Here is a 15,028-nt window from a genome sequence, read left to right on the forward strand (position 1 = left end):
GGCAAATTCTGAAGGATTAGAAAGTCAAAAATTGGTCAGTGAGAGAGAAATCTCATTTTTAACTGGCTAGCTCTAACCCTTTTGAGCTAGAGCTAGCTATATCGAGCGCTGAATGGATTTAGCGCAGCAGCCATTTTCTCAACGGCGAAGCCTCAATTGCTTTCACAAGTATTATGGTTGCGACAATCGTTGCAGGATAAATAAATGCGTCTTTCGCGAGGTGTTGCAACCCGATAAATCCAGCGACATTCATCATTATAATTATCACAAGCAGATGGCTAACATAAATGCCTAACACGCTAGGAGATAGTTTGAATACCCAAGGCATATCGCCAAAATGTGGGTGGACTAACAGCCACATGAAGACACCCAGGGCCCAGATAACAGTACCAAACAGGAAGTCGTGAGAATTAAAAGCGACCTCGTGTTGCATTAGCCAATAAGCCTCACCAAAATGCAGCGCCGTACCAAGAAGAATGCATCGAATCGTATTGTTTCGCGACCATCGCCACTGCTCTTCTCGTGCTAGATAACCCAGTGTTACCAGCAACGTACTGAAAAACGGCCCATTACGAGTAAAGAAAGGCGCTGGCAGATCGGTAATGGTCAAATAACTGCCAGCAAACACGCCGTATATGTATAGCAATACGGCGGTTGGCAGTACCAATTGAGCCATATTGATATGCACGAGGAAGGCAATTAAGGCAACGGCAATGACCAGAGCTGGAATAAACCACAGGTGAACGAGCCCGCCTTCGACGAGTGAATTGAACGGGGTCGACATTAAGTAGCCCCAGTAGCCCTGCCTTTCGGCGAGATACCCCGCCTCAGCGACAGTTTGCCACTGGAATGGCATCAATAAACTGATCACGCTCCAAATGAGCCAAACCTTCATCAGTGGTTTGGCGTAGTTTTTTAGTGTTTCGATAGGTGCGCGGCTTAACTTGGGCTGGATAAGATAACCAGAAATGAGAAAAAACAGTGGCACAGCAAAACGAGCCAATTGGTTGAGCATATAGCCAACCCACGGTATTCCATCCCATTGCCAGTATGTCAGGGCCATCTGGCAGTGCAATCCTATAATTGCAAACATCGCAATAATACGCGCAAACTCTAAGCTGGCTATTTTTTGTTTCTTTGCCATTACATTACTTACCTAAATAAAAAAACTTAGGTGAAAGTAGCAGGTTGTGGCTGAATTAATGCGTGAAAAAGTCAACAGACTCGCGCTTACACTGAAGCTGTGTTTAAATTTAAGACTTACTTCAAACTTCTTAATTATTAACCCATTAACCAACTCAATACGTGATTAGCGAGTCGAAAATGACACTAATGTATGGTTAGACCAGTTAACTCTAGATTGCAAAAAAGAACGATCGTGCTAAAAATAAGATTATGCAAAAAGGAAAAGTGACAAAAGAGTTTATTCTGCAACGGGCTTTTGAGATCGCCAGCGAAGACGGATTAGAAAGTCTTACGATTGGTGAGTTAGCCAAGCAATGCGGTATGTCGAAAAGTGGTCTGTTTGCTCACTTCAATTCGAAGTTGAATTTACAACTATCGGTATTGGAGCACGCCAATAAAGTGTTCGCTGCTCGGGTTATTGAGCCTGCTCGTGAAGCAGGGGATGGCAATATCGAACGTAAAATTCGAGGGTTGCTCGACTCTTGGATGACTTGGAACCACGCATTTCAAGGAAGTTGTATGTTTCTAGACGCTTGGAATGACACGGCAGATAAAGATTGCCCACTTCAGGCCGGACTGCGTAAATCCATAGACACTTGGCTGAGCTACTTGGAGATCCAAATAACGAAAGGCAAAGAGAAGCAAGAATTTGCAGCAGACTTAGATACACTCCAAGCAACGTTTGATTTATACGGTCTTTATTTGAGTGCGCATGTTTTTTACTCAATTAAAGGTGAGGAAGAAAGCTTGCGCCTGTTTTGGCAAGGGATCGACAACTTATTTTCTCGCTGGAAAGGCTGATACCAGTTATTCGCTTTCCAGATTTGTAGACATAAAATCATAAAGAGCGGCTGAGTTCGCTCTTTCTTATCAGCATAAAAAGCACGACCGTTCTATTTTTGTGCGTAGCTGATAGTTAAGGACATAATCATGAGTGAAAAAATTTACTTTAATACATCGCAACGTTTCAGTATTAAGCGCAGTTTGGTGAACATTAGTACTCGGTTACACCACACACTTGCCCCGTCACATGCAAAGAATACCGCGCGTAAGTTGCTCCTGACACCTGCTCGCACAGCACCTAAAAACACCGAACCTCAAGGACTTGCCAAGGGTGAAATTAAAGGGCATGCAGGCATTATCAAAACCTACACTTTGGGCTCTGGACCTATTTGGGTGCTAACTCATGGTTGGTCTGGCACCGCAAGTCAGTTTTATCCGTTGATGGAACATATTGCGTCGAAAGGGTTCACCGCTTTGGCATACGATCATCCAGCACATGGTGAGAGTGAAGGGCAGTATGGGCACATTCCGGGTTTTGTCAAAGGGTTAGAAGATGTGTTAGATACGGTAGACGATATTGTTGGTCTAGTTGGGCACAGCATGGGCACCGCTTCTGCTCTTGAGTGCAGACATAGCAAATTAGAAAACAAGCCTTTACTGCTTATTGCACCGGTATTGAATTACGTAGAGAACCTATTCGGTAGCATTGCGCGTTCAGGTTATTCGATGAAGCTTTTTAATGCTGTGGTTTCAGAAGTTGAAGATCAATTTGGTTACCCATTACAGTCAATTGATCCGCTAAAGCGTTTGGCTGAGCGCTCGTCTCCAGCCATCATTGTTCATGATGAGCAGGATAAGTTCACTAAGTACAGTATTTCTGCACAAGCCGCTGAAGAGATTGAAAATGTTGAGTTAGTGACAACGCAAGGTCAAGGCCATGGCCGAGTGATGAAGTGTGCACAAGTCTTCAGTAGTTTTGACCGTTTACTCGATCGTGCTTGGTAATCTTCATGCTTGCTAATTGGCTCGATCCGTTTTGGGCTAATTAGATTTGAAAGTAATACCTCGGATGGTTTTTCGTCTATGGTATCGCTTTTCTCGTTATGAGATAAAAACAAAAAAGGACAGCCGAAGCTGTCCTTTGATCGTTAACTTTACAGAAAGTCTGCAAGGTTGGGCTTAGTTACAGTTAGCTACGCCAACTTCTTTCCAAACGCCCCATTCGCCAGATTGGCTAGGATCGTCACCCTGAGTCCACCATTTCGCTTCCCAAGTTTTACCTGCATGAGTGACTTGGTTGCCGCCTGTGTACACTGCGCTTGCATCCCATGCGTTGTCACAGGTACCAGGGTTTGGATCGGTTGTATGCTGTGCAACAACAACAGTTGCGCTTGCCGTTGAAGACGCTTTGCCATCGCTCACACTTACGGTAAAGCTTAGGCTAGTGTCTTGCGGGTATTCAGCAGCAGTGAAAGTTACTTTAGAACCTTCAACCGTTGCGTTCAAACCTTGAGGCAGCGTCCAGTTGAAAGTAAGAGTATCGTTGTCTGCATCGCTAGAGGCTGACGCATCTACAACCACAACGTCACCAGCGTTTGCTGTTGCTGGAGCAACAACTTGCGCTACTGGCGCATTGTTCGCTGGGTCAACCACACCTGCTGGCTTCACCGTTACTACAACAAGGTCAGATGCCGTTGCACCTTCGTTGTCAGTCACTGTCAGCTTGAAAGTTAATTGCTCCTCAACAGTAACCTCTGCTGCATCAAAGCTTGCTTTCGCTGTGTCTGCGCCTGCTAGTACCACTGCTGTACCAGATACTTGTTCCCACGCGTAACTCGCGATAGTACCGTCAGAGTCTTTCGATAGGCTACCATCTAGAACCACACTTGCTGGGCCAGTTACAGATTGATCTGCGCCAGCAGCTGCGGTTGGTTTACGGTTTGGTTGAGGAACTACACCGCCAGCCATACCTTCGTGCATTGCGTTGAGAATGTCACCATTATCCGCGTCGATTTCCCAAGAGAATAGACCCGCAAGACCTAGAGACTTCGCGTAGTTACCTTTTGCTAGCACTGAGCGATGGTCATCAAATGTGATCAACTCACCCGTTGTGCGGTTCCACACCCATGGTGCTTCTGCTTGTGCATCATAGCCGTACTCGAAACCGTTAATGCCAGTGTTGTTGGCACCTAGCATAAATGACTTAATGCCTTTGTAGTCAATTACGCCATCTTCCCAAACACCTTGCGCTGTGCTGCCCTTCAGTTTACCTGTTGCAGTACCTGTCATTGGGTCATTTGGATCGGTTAGCGTATCTGGAGTTACGCCTTCCCAGCCACGACCGTACATTGCTGTACCAAGTACTAGCTTGTTCGCAGGAACGCCTTGAGCAAGAAGAAGCTGGATGCCGTTATCTGCTGTGTAAGCAGGACCTTTGTACGGTTCGCCGTTCTCATCAACGCCACTACCGTCACACTGACCAGGGCGCATGAATGAACCACAGTAAAGCGCAGTTTGGTGACCAGGAACGTTGTTCCAACCGCCATAGAAGTCGTAAGTCATCGCGAAGATGTAGTCCATGTATTGAACCGCATCTGCATAGTCTACGTCTTCAATCTTATCGTAACCGACACCGATAGCTGACGTTAGCTCGTAAGTACGGCCTGTCTCAGCTTCTAATTCATCAAGCATTACGCGCAATTCACGCATCAGTGCGATGTAAGCAGGGCCATCGTTTACAGGGTCGCCCTTATCCGCGGCTGCACCGCCGCCACCTGGGAATTCCCAGTCGATATCAACACCGTCGTAGAATTTCCAAGTTTTCAGGAACTTCTTAACCGATGCGACGAATGTGTCTCGGTTTTTCTTGTCTACGAAATCGAAGAATGGGTCAGACAGCGTCCAGCCACCGATAGATGGGATGATTTTTAGATCAGGGTTACGTTGTTTCAATGCCATTAGCATTGCGTAGTTACCCTTGATAGGTGTGCTGTATTCATGACCAGCTTGTGGGAAGCTCTTCTGATAAGCGGCCCAAGGGTCGTGGATCACGACTTCGTAGTCAGGCACGCCTGTACAAGCGGTTTGTAGTGCATTGAAGCTGTTGCCGCCAACAGACTTCACAGACTCATTTGGGCCACAAATTGGGATAAAACCGTAAAGGATGTGAGTCAAGTTGTCGACTGGCATGTTATCGACCGTGTAGTCACGACCATAGATGCCCCACTCAACAAAATACGTACCCATCACGACGCTTGGATCGGTATTGTACGTTTTGTTGTTTGGATCAACATTCATCGTCAGTGGCTTCAAGTGAGAACCATCGGTATCTGCAATCGTGATTTCAGCTGGTGCGCTTTTCGCACAACCTGTCGCATCACACGCCTCGATTTCCATTTGGTATAGGCCGCCCTGACCATATTCAAATGTCGCTGTTGTTTGGCTACCAGTGATTGGGCCGGTTGCTACTTTTGCACCATCAAAATAGACGTTGTAAGTATCACCTGGCGTGCCACTCCACTGGTTAAACTTAACAGTGATCTTCGCTTGCTCATGGTATTTCACCATGTCGTAGTAGCCTGACGTGGTTTCCATCGCGAGTTCAATTTTAGAAAACTGAAGGTTGTTGGAACCGTACATATCGATACTTGGTGCGGTTGGAGCCGCAACTGCAGCACCTGATAGTGCTAAAGCAACGCCAGCTGCACATAGGTTAAATCGAATCATAACTTCTCTCTCAATCCTTGGATTCATGTTCTACCTAGAACATAGGCTGCTCTTGCACCAGATAAGATGATTGGATTTACTCCATGTGCAAAAGCATCACACTCAGCATTTCAGAGAGTTTTTTTTCGTCAAAAAAAATTAAGACGGTTTTCGAGGCACTTGAGAGAACTTAACTAAAACTCGCACTCTGTTACACAGAAAGTGTCAGACTGAGTCAATAATTTATAAAATCTCAGCAGAAACTAAAATTATTGTTTACTCAGTATCGGGTGGGATAAATGCGATGAATACCTTATTTCATTGTTTATTAAGGTTTTGTTTCATTGAAGTAGAAAGAGAGTTGAAAGGAGAAATAGCCGTGAAGACGTGCTAGTCACGGCTGAAATGTTCACTTAATGCAGCGCGACGTTTTGAAGCCGCTCCGGTTTCTGAGCCTTGAACGGTATGCTCAAATCCCTTACGGATGAATCGTTGATCTGGAATAAGAGGCTCAATACGGCGAATCTGAGGTGAAAGGTGAGAGCCCGAGATCTGGTACGCGGTTTTTCCTAATCCAGTGTTCAACGTGATGACCTTTCCATCGAATTCAAATTCTGTCGTGATGAGTCGATGGTTTCGATATACCCCATCCTCTGTGAAAGTCAGACGTTCTGTTTGGTAGGGTGGCGCGCCGATCTCAATCCACTCGCCGTAGACTTTTTCCGGGTCAATATGGTCTTGATAGGATAGGTGGATTTGATAGCTGAAAAACGTCAAAAGACCCACCCCGAAAACGGCAAATGCGCTTTTGAGGACTTTGGATTGGTGGCGAGCCCAAAATGAAAGTTTTGGTTCCTGTCTTGTTTTCCGCCTTCGGCGAGCTGAGTCCGTCATTGGTCTACTTTTCTTCCCTTTTTTAATATGGTGGAAACCTTCCTTCTCAAAAACAAACAATCCCGCCATTAAGACTAAGAAATTATGATCTAATGTCCACTTTTACATTCGGATACACTCTTATTGATGGTTTTATTGTTTGCTAGCGTTAACTAATTCACCGACTTTATCTCACTAATTACGTCGTCTGGTTAAGCCTAGAAAAAGGTGGCCTCGCTCAGTAGCAAAGGATGTGCTTTATAACGTTGAACTTAATGGCTTTCAGAGCTTGAGTAACAGGAAGAAACAAGGTAAAAAAGAGCGGACTTTTGATAAGGAAACCAATAATGAGTATTAAGGAAAATAGCTATTTTGCAGGTAGTGTAAAATCACTAGGCTTTAACCAGAATGATCAGGACGTTAGCGTTGGTGTAATGCTTCCTGGTGAATACACGTTCGGCACTCAAGCGCCTGAGCGTATGACGGTTGTAAAAGGTGCGCTTGTGGTCAAGCGTGTCGGCGAAAGTGATTGGACGACTTACCAAAGTGGTGAGTTTTTTGAAGTGGAAGGGAACTCCTCATTTGAGCTTCAAGTGAAAGACGCGACCGCGTATTTATGTGAGTATTTCTAAAGCGCACTTTTTGCCTGTGATAAAGCCACCTTCGGGTGGTTTTTTCGTCTATGTGCTTCACTTATAACGCATCTTTTGGTTATTTGGGTATATACTTAATAAAAATGTACCCATCGACCAGGGAGGAAGTGATGGCAGTACAACGCAAGCATTCTGATCTCCCTCCTCGTTATGAGGACAAAGATCTCACCAATGAGCAAAGACATCGTTTTACCGAGGTCGCCAATGCAGCCCATAAGAGACGTGAATTCTATCGACGTGCTCTAGGAAAAGGCTTAATGGGCAAAGTGAAGGACCGTGCGTTTAAAGGCCAATTCGGTCGCCAGCAAGATAAGCCGAGCAGAGTGCTGCAAGCTGTGTGGCTAATCGTATTTCTGGTGCTGGGGCTATGGGTGATGCATGTATTCGCTTAACCGTTAGCAAGCTTCTGACACAGCCGGCGTTTCAGAGGCTGACTTCTCTTCGGTATTGCAGTGTTCGTAATACGCGTATTGGTTTTTCCCTGTGTGTTTAGCCGCATACATTGCTTTATCTGCGCACCGAGTCAATTCAGATAAATCCTTCGCATCTTGTTTGTAGATAGCAGCGCCCACACTCATTGTTAACTCGTTAATCATATCGTAGCTTCGGTAGCCTTTTGGGAATAGATTCACAATACGCTTCAAAATGCTGTCGAGGTCATCTTTACTGTTTATGTCGTACAGCATGAGCACAAACTCGTCGCCCGCAAATCGAGCGATGGAGTAGTCGTGTTTGTCGGTTTTTCTGTCTTTATGGCGAACATTGTTTTTTAATCGAGTTGCAAAGGCTTGAAGCACTTGGTCACCAATATCGTGTCCGTAGGTGTCGTTAATATGTTTGAAGTTATCAATATCTAGGAAGACCAGAGCAGTGATGCTGTCATCAGGTGAATGGTTGATCTCATCGAGCTTTGCTCGCGCCCAAGTTTCAAAGCTCCAGCGGTTGGCAAGCCCTGTGAGTTGGTCAAAATACGCCAACTCTTCAATCCCTTCACGATAAAGTGTCTGAATGTAGTTGAGGACTTTTGTGTAGTAGTACGAGAATGTGTGACACACAAATGCAGTTGCTATCAGGGTCAGCATAAATCGTCGTTCTATGATGTCACTGGCTGTTGGTAGCCGATCTAAAAAAACGACGCCAAAAAAGATCAGTAAGATATAGGTGCCACTAAACAGCAGACCGACTTTAAACTCATTGATCAGCACCAGAGTGGCGACAATGGGGTATAGCCATAGCAGTTTGCCTGAGGGGGCATCGTTATACAGAAGTAGCAATAACCCTTCGAACATCAAGACTGCACTCAGCCATAGGTCGGCATATTGATGATGTCGTTGGACCTTTATTACATAACTGATACCTAAACAGGCTAAGGCACACAGAGCATGGAAAAAGCTTAATCCCCAATTATCCTCAAACAATTGAGCAATGGAGCCATAAGTTAAACATGCCGCGGCGATACTGGAGCATAAAAAGACAATTTTCTTTTTTCTTGTTGAGCGGATATCCGCCATTTCCTCTAAGCGTGCTCCAGCCAATGTCGACATTACGTATCCTTGCTTAATTAACGTGTACGCTTATTCTAGGCGGTATTTTAGCGATAAATAGAACAACAAAGTTTCCAAATGTGATGTCAGTCATTTTTAGTATGGGCCTAGAAGTGTGGTTTGGTGAGAGTGCTCAAAGCACAACAAAGGCTTATAAAGTTTTCCATGGCGGATCTTTATGGTTTCAGATGGTTCGATTAATAATTCAAAGTAATGCATTTCCACCGCTGTATTTGCAGGATCTATCCTGACTCAACTCTGTTGGGACTAGCATGAACTGCGCCTTCTACCTATTGAGGTCATCGTTCGTCAATCGATGATCTCTAAATTCCGGCAATGAGTTTTTCGTTGTGAAAAAGCATTAGAAATATTTTTCCGAAACAGAGCGAAATATTGTTGTCGTTGTGACCAATATGCGACTAGAATCCGCGCTAAATCACGACCTCATCTCGAGCTTCGTTCTAGTTACTCTTTTTCCAAACTGCCTCACACATTTTGTGAGGCAGTTTTTAGTTGTAGGAAAGGTTACAAACATGCCTAAAAGCCAGAACATCAACCAGCGAATGTCCATTGTGGCGTTAGCTTGGCCGATTCTTGTCGAAATTTTGCTACGGACGGCTTTAGGAACCAGTGACGTGTTCATGCTGAGTGGCTACTCGGACAAAGCCGTATCCGCTGTTGGTGTGATCACGCAGATTACCTTTTTCTTAATCATCGTTTCGACGTTTGTCAGCAGCGGAACGGGGATTTTGGTTGCCCAATACAATGGCGCAGGGCGCGAGCAAGAGTCTGTGAACGTCGGCGTTGCAAGTATTGCGCTGTCTGTGATTGTCGGTGCGTTCTTGAGTGTGATTGCCGTGCTTGGCGCGATATTCCTGCTCCCGTATTACGGTTTGGAGGCGCAAGTCGAGCAATACGCACGTGAATATTTGCTGATCAGCGGAGCGATGACGTTCAACGTCACCATAGGCATAGTCTTTACGACCATTCTGCGTAGCCATGGCTATTCGCGCTCTCCAATGGTGGTGAACTTGATCTCGGGTGTGTTCAACATCATTGGTAACTACATTGCGCTTTACCAGCCATTTGGTTTGCCTGTGTATGGTGTGCAAGGTGTGGCGATTGCAACGGTTGTTAGCCAAGTCATTGGCACCTTGATGTTATGGTTTATTCTCGCTCGCAGCAGCATTGAACTACCAATGTCGACCATGAAACAAGTGCCCGCAGAGATTTACAAAAAGATCTTAAAAATTGGTGGCATGAACGCGGGTGAAGTGCTGTCTTATAACGTGGCGCAAATCTGCATTGTGTACTTTGTAGTGCAAATGGGGACGGCATCGTTGGCGGCTTTCACTTATGCACAAAACATTGCCCGTTTCTCGTTTGCTTTCGCGTTGGCAATTGGTCAGGCTGCGCAAATTCAGACTGGTTACTACATCGGTAAAGGTTGGGTGAGCAGCATTTTAAAACGCGTACAAATCTACTTCTTAGTGGGATTTGTGGCATCAACGGCGGCAACCACACTGATTTACCTGTTTAGAGAAGAGATTCTGCGCGTATTTACCGATCAACCGGAAATACTCACATTGGCAGGCTCGTTAGTCATGGGCTCAATTTTGCTCGAAGCCGGACGTGTGTTTAACCTGATTTTTATCGCGGGGCTCAAAGGCGCGGGTGACATCAAGTTTCCAGTGCAAATGGGGATTTTGAGTATGTGGGGACTAGGCGTGCTTTTCTCTTACATCTTTGGCATCCACTTGGGTTATGGCGTTTTAGGAGCTTGGATGGCAATCGCACTCGATGAATGGGTGCGTGGTATCATCATGGCAAGACGTTGGCGCTCTCAGGTGTGGAGCAAGTTTAAGGTGAGCTAACGGTTTGCTTTATCACGCATCACGCTTATTCTGTTGTTAGAAACCAAAAAAGGCACTGTTAGTCAGTGCCTTTTGTTATTTAAAATCTGGAAGACGTTAGAATTCGCACCCAGCTTTGAACACCATGCGCTCTTTACTGTATGGATGATCCAGCTCTAGCATCTCAGCATGCAGGTGTAAGCGATTCGCTTTTTCGCCGTATAAACCATCACCAACCATTGGCATGTTTAATCCCATGTGATGAGCACTGTGTACACGTAGTTGGTGAGTTCGCCCGGTTTTCGGATACATGTATACCTTGCTGCGTCCATCTTTGACTTCAATCAGCTGCCAGTAGGTTTCTGCATGTTTCCCGTGTTCAAAACACACCAGTTGACGTGGGCGGTCATCTGGGTCACCACGCATTGGCAGTGAAATTTCCCCTTCCGGCTCGTTCAATACGCCTTCGAGCAGTGCCATATAACGTTTTTGTACGCCGCGAGCCATAAACTGTTTTTGCAGACTTTTGTTCGCGCGTTTAGTTAAGGCAAACACCAAAATGCCAGAGGTCGCCATGTCGAGGCGATGAATCACAAACGGCCCTTCCACATCAGGGAACATCGCTTGTAGGCGCGTATAAGCAGAGTCTTTGATGGTTTTACCCGGCACTGAAAGTAAGCCTGAGGGCTTGTTGACGACGACCATAGCGTCGTCTTGGTAGATTATCTCTAGCTCTTTGTCTTCTGCCCAATTCTCCGCCAATGGGTTAGGTTCGATATCCAGCCCTTGCATCATATGGCCTAAAATCGGCTGACATTTGCTGTTGCACGATGGGTAGAATTTTTTGTGTTGGCGAACTTCAGACTTTGGCGAAACACCCCACCAAAACTCTGCCAGCGCCAGCGGTTTGAATCCGTATTTAAACGCGTATTGGAGCAGTTTGGGCGCAGCACATTCCCCTGCACCTGCTGGTGGTATTGGGTTTGTGGTGTCCGCAAAAATGTCCACCAAGTCGCGTGTTTCGCCATGGCTGTTTAGGAAGCGGTATTGTTTATGCAGTTTGTGCTGTAAAGCGTTGGAGAGCGTCTTGCGCTGCTCTTTCAGGTGAGCAAGTTGCTGCTCTAACTCGGCCAATCGTGCTTCTTTGATTGCAAGCTTTTCATCCCACGCTTGCTTTAAGTATTTGAGAACGTTTTTCTCGGCGACACTTTGTTTACCCAACTCATCCAACAAGATTTTGAGGTCATCGGCATTGAGCGTTTGCTCGCCCTGTTGGCGCTGTCGTTTGCGTGCTGCGCGGCCGTTAATCATCACTTGGCGCTGTGTTTGCTCTTCTTGCTGATAAGCGGCTCGGTCGGCTTGGATTTGCGCTTTAAGCTCCTCCAATTCCGGATTCGCGGCACAGGTTTTGTACTCCGCATTGGCGGCGTTGATGGCATCCGTTTCTGCGCGGAAGAAGCCTTCATCGGTCAGCATGTCGTACACGGGAGGGACAAATCCTGGAATCAAGTTTTGGTCAGCAATTTTGCCAGAAAACGCACTTAAAAAGCCGAGCTCGCCTTGAGGGCTTTCTACCAGTAATACGCCAAACATTTTGCCTCGCCCCGTTTCTTCATTAACCAAACCAAAATCGTGTTCGAAGTCGGTTTGCGCTAATAAGTGCTGTTGCAATTGCTTTGCGGCCAAAACGCAAAGAGGATGCGGCGTGTAGTAGAACGGAAACGTAAACTGCGTTGGTAATTCATAGCCAGAAATATCAGCAGTAAAACGAGTAAAACAATGTTCAGGCGAGTGCATGGTGGGTATCCGCGAGAGTAAAAAATCGATCGAGGATTGTACCTGTTTGAGTCAGGATTGCCATGTCGGTGTTGGCACTCGCTCTTGGATTAAGAACAAGAGCGAGTGGGGAAGAGCTTATTGCAGTTTTTGTAATGCAAGCTTCCACTGTGCCGGTTTGTCGTAGTAGGTCGAGTGCGGCAAGGTCAGGTACTCGCCATTTACTTCTGCAATCAGGGTTGGATAACCACCAACGTGTAACTGGCGCATCAACTGTCGGCTAGAGCGAATTCTCTCGTTTAGCTCGGCTTTGCTTAACGTCATGTTTTGCTCCCACGCATCGTTTGCTAAACCTAGCGATTCTGCAATGGCTTTGAGCGTCGATGCTTCATTCACTTTTAACCCGAGCTGATAATGCGCGGATTGGATGGCCTTTAGCATGTGCCATGGATTCAGCCCCATTTTCTCCGCACTCAAGATCGCTTGTGTTGGTAGATAAGAATCAAGAATAAACGCATCTTCGCTTTTCACGCGTTGCAGATATGCCTCACCAAACGTTGCTCCCGTTTCGGTTGCGATACGAGCGTCACTGTTGATGATGTGCTGACGAAATTCAGGCTCAATCGCGCGTTTCTCAATCATGCCGCCGGGATGAAGCTCGACCTTAAATTGAGAGGTGTCCATCAAGGCTTCGATGAGTGGTGATGCCCCGTAGCACCAACCACACATGGGATCGAAGAAGTAATGCACGGTTACCATGTCATTTCACCAGTATGCACTTTCGCACCAATTTCTAACGCGATTGGCAATTGAGCTTCTGGGTATTTCGCTGACATGGTGTCAATGAGTTGAGCACTGTTATTGCTGTGTTTTTTCGCTTGCTGAAAATCCTGCAAGTATTGTTGCGAGTAGCGAATGGTGTCTGCGTTCAGCTTTGTGCCTGCTTTCATGTGACCAGGAATGACCACTTGAGGTTTAAGCGCAAGCATCTCGCTAAGCTGCTGCTCCCAAGCATTGATAGCGGTTTGGTCAGCGGCATCTGCCATCCATAAATGCACGTTTGAGTACACGGCTACGTTACCCAGAATCGCTTTGTTATCTGGAATCCATAGGTAAGGGCGGTGTGCTGATGTGCCATGGTTACCACGGATTTCAATCTTATGACCTTCTAGCTCCAATGATGCTTTGTCGTACGCGACAGGGATCACTGGTTTTACCGGTGCGTTTACGCCAAGCTTTGGTCCCCAGTACGCCAGCTTTCCAGCCAACTTCTCTTTAATAATTTTTTGAACCGCTGGCGTTGTGATGATCTGCGCATCAGGGAACTGTTGGTGTAAGGCCTCTGCGCCAAAGTAGTAATCTGGGTCCGCTTGGCTGATGAAAATGGTTTTAAGCGTTTTGCCTGAGTCCAACACTTTGGCGGCAATGCGCATCGCGTCAGCTTTGGTGAAGCCAGTGTCGATGACCATGGCATCAGCCTCACCGTATACCAAGGTTGAGTTAACGTGGAAGCTGTTACCGTCGGCGTTGTAAACCTCAAGAGTAAGGGGAGAGTGGTTTGCCGCTAGGACAGGGCTTGCCATTAAAATGGATGTAGCAATCAAAGTGAATTTTTTCATAATAAGCTCCTAAAGAATTTGGGGCCAAGCGACGATGGCTTGGGAACGGGAGCTATATTAGGAAATTGATACGCTCGGAAAAATACACAATAATGTGCATCACTATTTCTTATTTCGAGCAAATATATGGACAGAGTAACGGCAGCAAAAGTATTTGTGGATGTGGTGTATTCTGGCAGTTTTACCGCGACCGCCGAGCGGTTAGACATGTCTCGGCCAATGGTCACTCGTTATGTAGAGGCGATGGAGAACTGGCTGCAAACTCGTTTGTTGCACCGCACCACGCGCAAGGTGTCCCTCACCACCGCAGGGGAACGCAGCTTGCCTCAGATTGAGCGCTGGTTAAAACAGGCCGATACGTTGACGTCGAACATTGCCGTTGATGGTGAGCTGTCCGGAAAAATCCGTCTCGCGTCTAGCACTTCATTTGGATTCTCACAGTTGATCCCAGCCGTAAACAGTTTTATGCAAAAGCACCCCAAAGTGCATATCGACATAGATCTGCAAGATTCAGTGAGTGATCTAACCGAGCAACGCATCGATCTGGCAATCCGAATTGCGTCAGATCCCGATCCTTCTTTGATTGGTAAGCCGATTGCGGTGTGTGAATCGGTGTTGGTGGCATCGCCGCAATACTTGCAAACTCACCACGCGATCGCGCATCCGCGAGATTTATCTTCACACGACTGCTTGGGTTACAAAAACTTTGAGCGTCACGTGTGGCATTTGTCTCAGGGCGAGCAGTTCGAATCGGTGGGAATTGAGTGTCGCCTAACCAGCAATGAGGCCACGGCGTTATTGCATGGCGCTTTGCAAGGCATGGGTATTTCAATGCTGCCAACCTATTTGAGCAATATCTATCTGCAATCGGGTCAGCTTGAGTCAGTGTTGCCGGATTGGAAGCCAAATGATCTCAACATTTACGCGCTTTATTCATCGCGTAAACACTTGTCTCCTGCGGTGAGAGCCTTCATCGATCACAGTGAAGATTACTTTAAACAGCATCCTTGGTAATCGCGAAAGGCGTCGTCATCCCG

At 46.4% G+C, this 15,028-nt stretch carries 13 protein-coding genes; 6 read left to right on the forward strand and 7 right to left on the reverse strand.

The window, feature by feature from the left end:
- Positions 1-118: 118 nt before the first annotated feature.
- A complete protein-coding gene (locus NB463_RS03035; protein ID WP_258430909.1) occupies positions 119-1,144 on the reverse strand; it encodes an acyltransferase in 1,026 nt (341 codons plus the stop codon).
- 251 nt (positions 1,145-1,395) lie between these two features.
- Here NB463_RS03035 and NB463_RS03040 point away from each other — a divergent pair, with 251 nt between their 5' ends.
- Complete coding sequence (locus NB463_RS03040) at positions 1,396-1,986, forward strand: TetR/AcrR family transcriptional regulator (RefSeq protein WP_258515963.1); 591 nt, start codon at positions 1,396-1,398, stop codon at positions 1,984-1,986.
- A gap of 129 nt (positions 1,987-2,115) precedes the next feature.
- Positions 2,116-2,973 (forward strand): alpha/beta fold hydrolase, encoded by an 858-nt coding sequence (locus NB463_RS03045; RefSeq protein ID WP_074190254.1) that lies wholly within the window; start codon positions 2,116-2,118, stop codon positions 2,971-2,973.
- A 174-nt stretch (positions 2,974-3,147) separates the two neighbouring features.
- On the opposite strand, the gene NB463_RS03050 is transcribed toward NB463_RS03045, so the two are convergent.
- Together NB463_RS03050 and NB463_RS03055 are read right to left on the reverse strand one after the other, a co-directional pair.
- Positions 3,148-5,694: a glycosyl hydrolase family 18 protein gene (locus NB463_RS03050; RefSeq protein WP_134646329.1), complete on the reverse strand. Its 2,547-nt coding sequence runs from the start codon at positions 5,692-5,694 to the stop codon at positions 3,148-3,150.
- Between the two features lie 369 nt (positions 5,695-6,063).
- Positions 6,064-6,567, reverse strand: a complete 504-nt coding sequence (locus tag NB463_RS03055) for a DUF2850 domain-containing protein (protein ID WP_054866862.1) — start codon at positions 6,565-6,567, stop codon at positions 6,064-6,066.
- 326 nt (positions 6,568-6,893) lie between these two features.
- On the opposite strand from NB463_RS03055, the gene ppnP reads away from it, so the two are divergent.
- On the forward strand, positions 6,894-7,178 hold the full coding sequence (ppnP, locus tag NB463_RS03060; protein ID WP_005392006.1) for a pyrimidine/purine nucleoside phosphorylase: 285 nt from the start codon (positions 6,894-6,896) through the stop codon (positions 7,176-7,178).
- A gap of 131 nt (positions 7,179-7,309) precedes the next feature.
- The gene (locus NB463_RS03065; protein WP_041853103.1) at positions 7,310-7,591 is read left to right on the forward strand and encodes a hypothetical protein; all 282 of its coding nucleotides are present in this window, start codon (positions 7,310-7,312) and stop codon (positions 7,589-7,591) included.
- Between the two features lie 3 nt (positions 7,592-7,594).
- Here NB463_RS03065 and NB463_RS03070 read toward each other — a convergent pair whose 3' ends face one another.
- Entirely contained in the window at positions 7,595-8,743 is a 1,149-nt protein-coding gene (locus tag NB463_RS03070; protein WP_256955679.1) for a GGDEF domain-containing protein, read from the reverse strand.
- Positions 8,744-9,276: 533 nt separating this feature from the next.
- Between NB463_RS03070 and NB463_RS03075 the strand changes: the two genes are divergently transcribed.
- A complete protein-coding gene (locus tag NB463_RS03075; protein WP_258430907.1) occupies positions 9,277-10,617 on the forward strand; it encodes an MATE family efflux transporter in 1,341 nt (446 codons plus the stop codon).
- Positions 10,618-10,713: 96 nt separating this feature from the next.
- On the opposite strand, the gene NB463_RS03080 is transcribed toward NB463_RS03075, so the two are convergent.
- The 3 genes from NB463_RS03080 to NB463_RS03090 form a co-directional block, all read right to left on the reverse strand.
- Complete coding sequence (locus NB463_RS03080; RefSeq protein ID WP_258430906.1) at positions 10,714-12,393, reverse strand: RluA family pseudouridine synthase; 1,680 nt, start codon at positions 12,391-12,393, stop codon at positions 10,714-10,716.
- Positions 12,394-12,510: 117 nt separating this feature from the next.
- Complete coding sequence (locus tag NB463_RS03085) at positions 12,511-13,131, reverse strand: DsbA family protein (RefSeq protein WP_145534092.1); 621 nt, start codon at positions 13,129-13,131, stop codon at positions 12,511-12,513.
- Positions 13,125-13,991, reverse strand: a complete 867-nt coding sequence (locus NB463_RS03090; protein WP_258430905.1) for an MBL fold metallo-hydrolase — start codon at positions 13,989-13,991, stop codon at positions 13,125-13,127. Before NB463_RS03090 ends, NB463_RS03085 begins: the two co-directional genes overlap by 7 nt.
- A gap of 126 nt (positions 13,992-14,117) precedes the next feature.
- Between NB463_RS03090 and NB463_RS03095 the strand changes: the two genes are divergently transcribed.
- Positions 14,118-15,005: a LysR family transcriptional regulator gene (locus NB463_RS03095; RefSeq protein WP_256964740.1), complete on the forward strand. Its 888-nt coding sequence runs from the start codon at positions 14,118-14,120 to the stop codon at positions 15,003-15,005.
- Positions 15,006-15,028: the final 23 nt, after the last annotated feature.

Source organism: Vibrio sp. RM-41-2B, assembly GCF_024744415.1.
Taxonomy (GTDB): Bacteria; Pseudomonadota; Gammaproteobacteria; order Enterobacterales; family Vibrionaceae; genus Vibrio; species Vibrio diabolicus.

Bases quoted from the DNA above. Each gene is read 5' to 3' on its own strand.
- NB463_RS03035 (WP_258430909.1), bottom strand. From the start codon at position 1,144: ATGGCAAAGAAACAAAAAATAGCCAGCTTAGAGTTTGCGCGTATTATT.
- NB463_RS03040 (WP_258515963.1), top strand. From the start codon at position 1,396: ATGCAAAAAGGAAAAGTGACAAAAGAGTTTATTCTGCAACGGGCTTTT.
- NB463_RS03045 (WP_074190254.1), top strand. From the start codon at position 2,116: ATGAGTGAAAAAATTTACTTTAATACATCGCAACGTTTCAGTATTAAG.
- NB463_RS03050 (WP_134646329.1), bottom strand. From the start codon at position 5,694: ATGATTCGATTTAACCTATGTGCAGCTGGCGTTGCTTTAGCACTATCA.
- NB463_RS03055 (WP_054866862.1), bottom strand. From the start codon at position 6,567: ATGACGGACTCAGCTCGCCGAAGGCGGAAAACAAGACAGGAACCAAAA.
- ppnP (WP_005392006.1), top strand. From the start codon at position 6,894: ATGAGTATTAAGGAAAATAGCTATTTTGCAGGTAGTGTAAAATCACTA.
- NB463_RS03065 (WP_041853103.1), top strand. From the start codon at position 7,310: ATGGCAGTACAACGCAAGCATTCTGATCTCCCTCCTCGTTATGAGGAC.
- NB463_RS03070 (WP_256955679.1), bottom strand. From the start codon at position 8,743: ATGTCGACATTGGCTGGAGCACGCTTAGAGGAAATGGCGGATATCCGC.
- NB463_RS03075 (WP_258430907.1), top strand. From the start codon at position 9,277: ATGCCTAAAAGCCAGAACATCAACCAGCGAATGTCCATTGTGGCGTTA.
- NB463_RS03080 (WP_258430906.1), bottom strand. From the start codon at position 12,393: ATGCACTCGCCTGAACATTGTTTTACTCGTTTTACTGCTGATATTTCT.
- NB463_RS03085 (WP_145534092.1), bottom strand. From the start codon at position 13,131: ATGGTAACCGTGCATTACTTCTTCGATCCCATGTGTGGTTGGTGCTAC.
- NB463_RS03090 (WP_258430905.1), bottom strand. From the start codon at position 13,991: ATGAAAAAATTCACTTTGATTGCTACATCCATTTTAATGGCAAGCCCT.
- NB463_RS03095 (WP_256964740.1), top strand. From the start codon at position 14,118: ATGGACAGAGTAACGGCAGCAAAAGTATTTGTGGATGTGGTGTATTCT.